Origin of the sequence: Pseudomonas sp. NPDC089741 (genome assembly GCF_044748825.1) — a bacterium.
Taxonomy (GTDB): Bacteria; Pseudomonadota; Gammaproteobacteria; order Pseudomonadales; family Pseudomonadaceae; genus Aquipseudomonas; species Aquipseudomonas helmanticensis.
Map to the genome: position 1 here is coordinate 23,432 of NZ_JBIVGT010000028.1, position 8,022 is coordinate 31,453.

An 8,022-nucleotide genomic window follows, 5' to 3' on the forward strand; every position below is an offset into this window, starting at 1 on the left:
TTTTTAAAAAACAAGATCAAAAGATCGCAGCCTTCGGCAGTTCCTACACGGGGTGTGGTGAATTTAAATCCACAGGGCCTGACGCATGCCGCAACCGTTCATATTCCGTACCGTCGATCTGGATGGTCAGACCATCCGCACGGCGGTACGCCCCGGCAAGCCTCACTTGACGCCCTTGCTGATTTTCAACGGCATCGGCGCCAACCTGGAGCTGGTGTTTCCATTTGTCGCGGCGCTGGACCCGGATCTGGAAGTGATCGCCTTCGACGTCCCCGGTGTCGGCGGCTCCTCGACGCCGAACCGGCCGTATCGCTTTCCCGGCCTGGCCAAGCTGACCTCGCGGATGCTCGATTACCTCGATTACGGCCAGGTCAACGTCATCGGCGTGTCGTGGGGCGGCGCACTCGCGCAGCAGTTCGCCTACGACTACCCCGAACGCTGCAAGAAACTGGTGCTGGCGGCGACCGCTGCCGGTGCAGTGATGGTCCCCGGCAAACCGAAAGTGCTGTGGATGATGGCCAGTCCACGGCGCTACATTCAGCCCTCGCACGTGATCCGCATCGCGCCGCTGATCTATGGCGGCTCGTTCCGTCGCGACCCGACCCTGGCCGCCAGCCACGCGGCGAAGGTGCGCTCGGCGGGCAAGCTCGGTTATTACTGGCAGCTGTTTGCCGGCCTCGGCTGGACCAGCATTCACTGGCTGCACAAGATCCATCAGCCGACGCTGGTGCTGGCCGGTGACGACGATCCACTGATCCCGCTGATCAACATGCGCATGCTCGCCTGGCGCATTCCCAACGCGCAGTTGCACATCATCGATGACGGCCATCTGTTCCTGATCACCCGCGCCGAAGCCGTGGCGCCGATCATCATGAAGTTTCTCCAGGAGGAACGTCAGCGCGCGGTAATGCATCCGCATCCGACACCGCAGGGCGGCTAAGCGCTGCGGCAGGCTTTATGCAGGGCTTTACAGAAAGTGCGTGGCAGGACGCCGCGCAGGCAGCAACCGATAACAGCGTCTATGGTGTTCTGGTTCGGTGAATGTGTTTTTGGCCTGAAGACGAAGGAGTGTTGAGTCATGCGCGACAAACCAGCGACGGGCGGAGTGCCCAGCCCCGCCGTGTTCATCAACGCACAAAGTGCGATCACCGGCCTGCGTGGCCGGGACCTGATCTCGACCTTGCGCAGCGTCGCCGCCCATGGTTTGCGCAACCCGATTCATAGCGCAAAACACGCCTTGAAACTCGGCGGCCAACTGGGCCGCGTGCTGCTCGGCGAAACCCTGCACCCGACCAATCCACAGGACAGCCGTTTCGCTGATCCGGCGTGGAGCCTCAACCCATTTTACCGGCGCAGCCTGCAGGCGTATCTGGCCTGGCAGAAGCAGGTCAAAAGCTGGATCGACGACAGCGACATGAACCCGGAAGACCGCGCTCGCGCGCACTTCGCTTTCACCCTGCTCAACGACGCGGTGGCGCCGTCCAACACCCTGCTCAATCCGCTGGCGGTGAAAGAGCTTTTCAACTCCGGCGGGCACAGTGTGGTGCGCGGCCTCAGTCATTTATTCGATGACTTGCTGCACAACGACGGTTTGCCGCGCCAGGTGACCAAACAGGCTTTCGAGGTCGGCAAGACCGTCGCCACCACCACCGGCTCAGTGGTGTTTCGCAACGATTTGCTTGAGCTGATCCAGTACAAGCCAATGAGCGAAAAGCAGTACGCCAAGCCGCTACTGGTGGTGCCGCCGCAAATCAACAAGTACTACATTTTCGACCTGAGCCCGCACAACAGCTTCGTCCAGTACGCGCTGAAGAACGGCTTGCAGACGTTCATGATCAGCTGGCGTAACCCGGATGTGCGCCATCGCGAATGGGGCCTGTCGACCTACGTCGAGGCGGTGGAAGAGGCAATGAACATCTGCCGGGCGATCACCGGCGCCCGCGAGGTCAACCTGATGGGTGCCTGCGCTGGCGGGCTGACCATCGCCGCGCTGCAAGGGCATTTGCAGGCCAAGCGGCAACTTCGCCGGGTCTCCAGTGCGACCTATCTGGTCAGCCTGCTCGACAGTGAAATCGAAACCTCGGCCACACTGTTTGCCGATGAGCAAACCCTCGAAGCCGCCAAGCGTCGTTCCTATCAGAAAGGCGTGCTCGACGGTCGCGACATGGCCAAAGTCTTCGCCTGGATGCGCCCCAACGATCTGATCTGGAGCTACTTCGTCAACAACTACCTGTTGGGCAAAGAGCCGCCGGCGTTCGACATTCTCTACTGGAACAACGACAACACCCGCCTGCCTGCGGCGTTTCACGGCGACTTGCTGGACTTCTTCAAACACAACCCGCTGACCCATCCGGGTGGCCTGGAAGTCTGTGGCACGCCGATCGACCTGCAGAAAGTCACCGTCGACAGCTTCAGCGTCGCTGGCATGAACGACCACATTACGCCATGGGATGCAGTGTATCGCTCGACCTTGCTGCTCGGCGGCGAGCGACGTTTCGTGCTGTCCAACAGCGGCCATGTGCAGAGCATTCTCAACCCACCGAGCAACCCGAAAGCCGCGTACGTCGAGAACGGCAAGATGAGCAGCGACCCACGCGCCTGGTACTACGACGCCAAGCACGTCGATGGCAGTTGGTGGCCGCAGTGGCTGGAATGGATTCAACAGCGCTCCGGCGCGCAGCACGAAACCTCGTTCACCCTCGGCAACCCTAACTATCCACCGATGGAGGCAGCGCCCGGTACCTACGTGCGTGTGCGCTGACGCTTAACCGAACTTTTCTAAGAAGACTGGATGAAAACCCGCGACCGGATTCTCGAATGTGCTTTGCAATTGTTCAACGAAAAGGGCGAGCCGAACGTTTCCACCATGGAGGTGGCCAACGAAATGGGGATCAGCCCGGGCAACCTCTACTACCACTTCCATGGCAAGGAACCGCTGATTCTCGGGTTGTTCGAACGCTTCCAGAATGAACTGGCGCCGCTGCTGGATCCGCCATCGGATGTCGAGCTGGCACCGGAGGATTACTGGCTGTTCCTGCATTTGATCGTCGAGCGGCTGGCGCAGTATCGGTTCCTGTTTCAGGACCTGTCGAACCTCGCCGGGCGCTTGCCGAAACTGGCCAAGGGCATTCGCAATCTGCTCAATGCATTGAAGCGCACGCTGGCGTCGTTGCTGGCGCGGTTGAAGGCGGGCGGGCAACTGGTCAGCGATACCCAGGCGTTGGGGCAACTGGTGGAGCAGATCACCATGACGTTGCTGTTTTCGTTGGATTATCAGCGGATTCTGGATCGTGAGGGGGAAGTGAGGCTGGTGGTTTATCAGATCATGATGCTGGTGGCCCCGCATCTGTTGCCGCCGGTGAAAGTGGCGACAGAGCGAATGGCCCTGCAGTACCTTGAAGATCATGACTGAATCAAAAGCCCCTCACCCTAGCCCTCTCCCGGAGGGAGAGGGGACTGATCGGGGAATACTTGAGATTTACGCCGACCTGATAGTGCGTTTCCGAATCCATAATCGATAAGGTCTTTCAGGTCGATGTATGGCGTAAGACACCTCGGTCGGCCCCCTCTCCCTCCGAGAGAGGGCTGGGGTGAGGGCAAGCTTTAAAACGCACAAACAAAAACGCCCGACCTTCACAGGCCGGGCGTTTTGTTTTGCCCTGATAAATCAGGACTGACTGGTTGGCGTCGACGGCGTCGATGCAACAGTCGGGGTAGCCACCGGAGTCGGTGCTGCGGCGGAGTTCGACGCGCTCACCGGAGCTGCCGGAGTGGCCGGCTTGGCTGCAGCAGGCGCGGCCGGTTTCGGTGCAGCGGCTTTCGGTGCGGCCGGTTTTTTCACTGCCGGTTTTTTCGCCGCAGCAGGTTTCGCTGCAGGCTTGGCAGCCGGCTTCGCGGCAGCAGTTTTCGCTGCTGGCTTGGCCGCAGGCTTCGCTGCGGTTTTGGCCGCAGGTTTTGCTGCCGGTTTGGCGGCGGCTTTGGCGGCAACCGGTTTGGCTGCAGCTTTTGCTGCTGGCTTGGCGGCAGCAGTTTTCGCGGCAGGTTTAGCCGCTGCCTTGGCCAGTGGCTTGGCCGTCGTTTTAGCAGCAGGTTTGGCCGCCGCAGTTTTCGCTGCAGGCTTGGCAGCAGCGGTTTTCGCCGCCACAGGCTGAGCTTTCAGACCGGTGAGTTTTTCGATCTGTCTGGTCAGTGTGTCGACCTTGCTGTTGAGCGCTTTGACTTCATTGCGGCTCGGTACACCGAGGCGCGAAATCGCGCTGTTCAGGCGCTTGTCAAAAGCCCCTTCCAGCTCGTCCCACTTGCCCAGTGCGCGATCTTTCACGCCGCTGATGCGCGACTTGGCCGAGGTAGCAGAGTCCTTGGCGGCATCGACTTTCTTGCCAACTGCCGACTTGGTGAGCTTCTCGGCTTTCTCGCCGTCTTTGACCAATGTATCGAAGAGCTTGCTGCCGTCAGTGTCGATCTTCGAGTACACGCCTAAACCAGCCAGCCAGATTTTGCGGGAGTAGGATTCGACCTTCCCGACCCACGAGCTGCTATCTTTTTTATCAGTAGTCTTTTTGCCAGCCATCCCGTTCTCCTTAAGATTTACGCGCGACGCGTTCGAGCAATGCCGTCAGCTCATCGAGCTTAGCAGAGAGTGTCTCAACGTCATGTTTAGACGGAATGCCGATACGATTCAAGGCGCTTGCTACACGGGAGTCGAACGCCTTCTCGACCTTGTCGAGCTGAACTTCGACGCGACCTTTGAATGAACTCACTTCACCCTTGGCTTCATCGATCTCGGCGTTGGCCGCTTCGAGTTTTTCGGTGACGGCTTTTTTGCCTTTCTTTTCAACAGTTTGACCAGCTTTGATCAACTCTTGAAAGTACTCGTTGCCCTCTTGGCCGACCTTGGCGTAGGCACCCAGGCCTGCCAGCCAGATCTTGCGGGCATAGGATTTGACGTCGCTCAGAGCAGAAGTCGAAGCGTCGATTTTTTTCTTCAAAATTACTTTGGCCATGGTGCACCTCACGCGCAGAAGGTTTGAGGAACTGCCCGGACAAGTGTCGGGCTCATGCACAAAGTAAGTAGAAAAATTAGAAACGGCACCCTAACAACTGACATGAACAGAGGGAGCACCACAAAACAAATGTAGGAGTGAGCCTGCTCGCGATAGCGGTCTGTCAATCAACATTCCAGTGACTGACAGACCGCTATCGCGAGCAGGCTCACTCCTACAGGGAATCGCGTTTCAAGCGGGAATCAGACCAAAGCTTTGTCGAGGGCTTTCTCGATCTCGGCTTTGATCATGCCGCTCATGGCCGACATCATGATGCCCAGCTCAACATCGACCTTGATCGAATCGTCCGCCACATGCACCGCGCCTTTCACGCCCGAGCGCTTGAGGTTCAGGGTGTCGCCGGACCATTGCGGCTCCAGGCCATATTGCTCGGAAAGTTTCTGCGCGAGCTTGTCGGCCTTCTCGCGGGCGGCTTCCTTACCCAGGTTGTGGGCACGTTCAACACTGATTTTGGCCATTGAATGCCTCCTGATTGATCAATAGGTGTCGGTAAATCTTGACCGCTGCTGCGGCAAATCGTCCCGAAGGTCGCCCATCTTACCTTTAGCCATTCCAAGACAAAGCATGGCTTGGGGATTAGAATGTCGCGCATTCTCTTTTGGTGACAGCGATATGACTGATCAGCGCAAAGGCAGCGATGCCGAACCCACCACTCACTTCGGCTTCAAAAACGTTCCGGAAAGCCAGAAAGCGGAAAAAGTCGCTGAGGTTTTCCACTCGGTAGCCGCCAAGTACGACCTGATGAACGACCTTCTGTCGGGCGGCATGCACCGTCTGTGGAAGCGTTTCGCGATCGAACTGTCGGGTGTGCGCAGCGGTAACCGCGTGCTGGACATCGCCGGCGGTACCGGCGACCTGACCAAAAAATTCTCGCACCTGGTTGGCCCGACCGGTCAGGTGGTGCTGGCCGACATCAACGAATCGATGCTCAAGGTCGGCCGTGACCGCCTGCTCGATCTGGGTGTCGCCGGCAACGTCGAATTCGTTCAGGCGGACGCCGAAAAACTACCGTTCCCGGACAACCACTTCGACTGCGTGACCATCGCCTTCGGCCTGCGCAACGTGACGCACAAGGAAGACGCCCTGCGTTCGATGCTGCGCGTGCTCAAGCCGGGCGGTCGTCTGCTGGTGCTGGAATTCTCGAAGCCGACCAACGCACTGATGTCGAAAGCCTACGACGCGTACTCGTTCGCCTTCATGCCACTGATGGGCAAGCTGATCACCAACGATTCGGAAAGCTATCGCTACCTCGCCGAATCGATCCGCATGCACCCGAATCAGGAAACCCTGAAGTCGATGATGGTCGACGCCGGTTTCGACCGCGTGACCTATCACAACATGACCGCAGGCATCGTCGCCCTGCACCGTGGCATCAAGCCCTGATGTTGCTCACCGGGCTGCTCGCCAGCGTTGAACTCGGCCTCAACCGGGTGCTGCGTCTCGACAGCACGGCGCTGCCGCGGCTGGCGCATTTGACCGGCAAGGTGATTGCCGTCGACTGCCGCAGCCCGGCACTGCAACTGTTCATCCTGCCGAGCGACGAAGGTCTGATGCTGGCCTCGCACTGGGAAACCGGTGTCGACTGCACCCTGCGTGCCCCGGCATCCAGCCTGCTGAAACTGGCCGTGAGCAAAGACAAGACTGCGGTGTTGCACGCCCCGGAAGTCGAGCTCGATGGCGACAGCGGCGTGCTGCTGGAATTGGCCGGCGTGTTGCAGGATCTTGAGCTGGACTGGGAGTACGAACTCTCGCGCTGGCTGGGACCTGTCGCCACGCAACTGATTGGCGGTCATCTGCGCAGCCGCGCACGCTGGTATCAACAAGGATTTGCCAGCCTCAACCAGAATCTCGCCGAATACCTCGCCGAAGAATCGCGCACCCTCGTCGGGCAGCGCGAAGCCGAAGCGCGCTTCAGCGAACTGGACCGGATCAAACTTGATCTGGAACGTCTCGAGGCGCGTTTCGAGCGCCTTTCCCGATCCCTCGACCCAAGCGATAACGCATGAAGCTGCTTGCCGTCCGCCGTCTGTTGCGCATCCAGCGCGTCGTGATCCGCTACCGCCTCGATGACCTGCTGTTCGATCTGCCGTTGCCGTGGTTTCTCTTGGCGCTGCGCTATGTGCTGCCGTGGCGCTGGTTCCCGCGCAAGCCGCTGGATCTGAGCCGGGGCGCGCGTTTGCGTCTGGCGTTGCAGGATCTCGGGCCGATTTTCATCAAGTTCGGGCAGATTCTTTCGACCCGCCGCGACCTGCTGCCGGAAGACATCGCCGATGAGCTGATGCACCTGCAGGATCGTGTGCCGCCGTTCGATTCGCAGCTGTCGATCAAGCTGATCGAAGAGCAACTGGGCAAGAAAATCAGCGACGTGTTCAGCCGCTTCGACGTCGAACCGCTGGCCTCGGCCTCTGTGGCGCAGGTGCATGCCGCGCAGCTGAAAACTGGCGAAGAAGTGGTGGTCAAGGTGATCCGCCCGGGCCTCAAGCCGATCATCGCGCAGGATCTGGCGTGGCTGTTCATCCTCGCCCGCGCTGCCGAAAAAGTCTCTGCCGACGCGCGTCTGCTGCACCCGGTCGACGTGGTGCAGGACTACGAAAAAACCATCTACGACGAACTCGATCTGCTGCGCGAGGCGGCCAACGCCAGCCAGTTGAAGCGCAACTTCGAAGGTTCGCCGCTGTTGTATGTGCCGCAAGTCTATTGGGACTGGTGCCGGCCGAAAGTGCTGGTGATGGAGCGCATCTACGGCATTCAGGTGACGGATCTGGCGACCCTCGCCGACCAGCGCACCGACATGAAAATGCTCGCCGAGCGTGGCGTGGAGATTTTCTTCACCCAAGTGTTCCGCGACAGTTTTTTCCACGCCGACATGCACCCGGGCAACATCTTCGTCAGCACCGTCAACCCGTGGAGCCCGCAATACATCGCGATCGACTGCGGCCTCGTCGGCAGCCTGACCCAG

The 8,022-nt window shown here is 59.5% G+C and carries 9 protein-coding genes; 6 read left to right on the top strand and 3 right to left on the bottom strand.

The genetic code is table 11. The annotated features are described in order from the left end of the window. Positions 1-85 precede the first annotated feature (85 nt). From phaZ to ACIPZE_RS21995, 3 genes are all read left to right on the top strand, one after another. Positions 86-940, top strand: a complete 855-nt coding sequence (phaZ, locus tag ACIPZE_RS21985) for a poly(3-hydroxyalkanoate) depolymerase (protein ID WP_129387894.1) — start codon at positions 86-88, stop codon at positions 938-940. Positions 941-1,078: 138 nt separating this feature from the next. Further along, positions 1,079-2,761, top strand: a complete 1,683-nt coding sequence (gene phaC / locus ACIPZE_RS21990) for a class II poly(R)-hydroxyalkanoic acid synthase (RefSeq protein ID WP_400775247.1) — start codon at positions 1,079-1,081, stop codon at positions 2,759-2,761. Positions 2,762-2,791: 30 nt separating this feature from the next. Further along, positions 2,792-3,412 (top strand): TetR/AcrR family transcriptional regulator, encoded by a 621-nt coding sequence (locus ACIPZE_RS21995; RefSeq protein WP_283437986.1) that lies wholly within the window; start codon positions 2,792-2,794, stop codon positions 3,410-3,412. Between the two features lie 255 nt (positions 3,413-3,667). Here ACIPZE_RS21995 and ACIPZE_RS22000 read toward each other — a convergent pair whose 3' ends face one another. The 3 genes from ACIPZE_RS22000 to ACIPZE_RS22010 all read right to left on the bottom strand — a co-directional run bounded on the left by ACIPZE_RS22000 (position 3,668) and on the right by ACIPZE_RS22010 (position 5,521). Then, positions 3,668-4,570, bottom strand: a complete 903-nt coding sequence (locus tag ACIPZE_RS22000; protein ID WP_283437987.1) for a phasin family protein — start codon at positions 4,568-4,570, stop codon at positions 3,668-3,670. Between the two features lie 10 nt (positions 4,571-4,580). Continuing rightward, complete coding sequence (locus ACIPZE_RS22005) at positions 4,581-5,003, bottom strand: phasin family protein (RefSeq protein ID WP_129387886.1); 423 nt, start codon at positions 5,001-5,003, stop codon at positions 4,581-4,583. A 242-nt stretch (positions 5,004-5,245) separates the two neighbouring features. Continuing rightward, positions 5,246-5,521 carry a polyhydroxyalkanoic acid system family protein gene (locus ACIPZE_RS22010; protein WP_122599417.1) on the bottom strand — a complete coding sequence of 92 codons (276 nt, stop codon included), beginning with the start codon at positions 5,519-5,521 and terminating at the stop codon, positions 5,246-5,248. 154 nt (positions 5,522-5,675) lie between these two features. On the opposite strand from ACIPZE_RS22010, the gene ubiE reads away from it, so the two are divergent. The 3 genes from ubiE to ACIPZE_RS22025 form a co-directional block, all read left to right on the top strand. After that, on the top strand, positions 5,676-6,446 hold the full coding sequence (gene ubiE, locus ACIPZE_RS22015) for a bifunctional demethylmenaquinone methyltransferase/2-methoxy-6-polyprenyl-1,4-benzoquinol methylase UbiE (protein WP_008080626.1): 771 nt from the start codon (positions 5,676-5,678) through the stop codon (positions 6,444-6,446). After that, on the top strand, positions 6,446-7,069 hold the full coding sequence (locus ACIPZE_RS22020) for an SCP2 domain-containing protein (protein ID WP_258677980.1): 624 nt from the start codon (positions 6,446-6,448) through the stop codon (positions 7,067-7,069). The genes ubiE and ACIPZE_RS22020 overlap by 1 nt, the downstream gene beginning before the upstream one ends. Then, positions 7,066-8,022: AarF/UbiB family protein (locus ACIPZE_RS22025; protein WP_400775253.1), on the top strand; the 957-nt coding region annotated here is incomplete at its 3' end. The genes ACIPZE_RS22020 and ACIPZE_RS22025, both read left to right, overlap by 4 nt.

Excerpts from the sequence above, each read along its gene's own strand:
- phaZ (WP_129387894.1), top strand. The coding sequence starts at position 86 with ATGCCGCAACCGTTCATATTCCGTACCGTCGATCTGGATGGTCAGACC.
- phaC (WP_400775247.1), top strand. The coding sequence starts at position 1,079 with ATGCGCGACAAACCAGCGACGGGCGGAGTGCCCAGCCCCGCCGTGTTC.
- ACIPZE_RS21995 (WP_283437986.1), top strand. The coding sequence starts at position 2,792 with ATGAAAACCCGCGACCGGATTCTCGAATGTGCTTTGCAATTGTTCAAC.
- ACIPZE_RS22000 (WP_283437987.1), bottom strand. The coding sequence starts at position 4,570 with ATGGCTGGCAAAAAGACTACTGATAAAAAAGATAGCAGCTCGTGGGTC.
- ACIPZE_RS22005 (WP_129387886.1), bottom strand. The coding sequence starts at position 5,003 with ATGGCCAAAGTAATTTTGAAGAAAAAAATCGACGCTTCGACTTCTGCT.
- ACIPZE_RS22010 (WP_122599417.1), bottom strand. The coding sequence starts at position 5,521 with ATGGCCAAAATCAGTGTTGAACGTGCCCACAACCTGGGTAAGGAAGCC.
- ubiE (WP_008080626.1), top strand. The coding sequence starts at position 5,676 with ATGACTGATCAGCGCAAAGGCAGCGATGCCGAACCCACCACTCACTTC.
- ACIPZE_RS22020 (WP_258677980.1), top strand. The coding sequence starts at position 6,446 with ATGTTGCTCACCGGGCTGCTCGCCAGCGTTGAACTCGGCCTCAACCGG.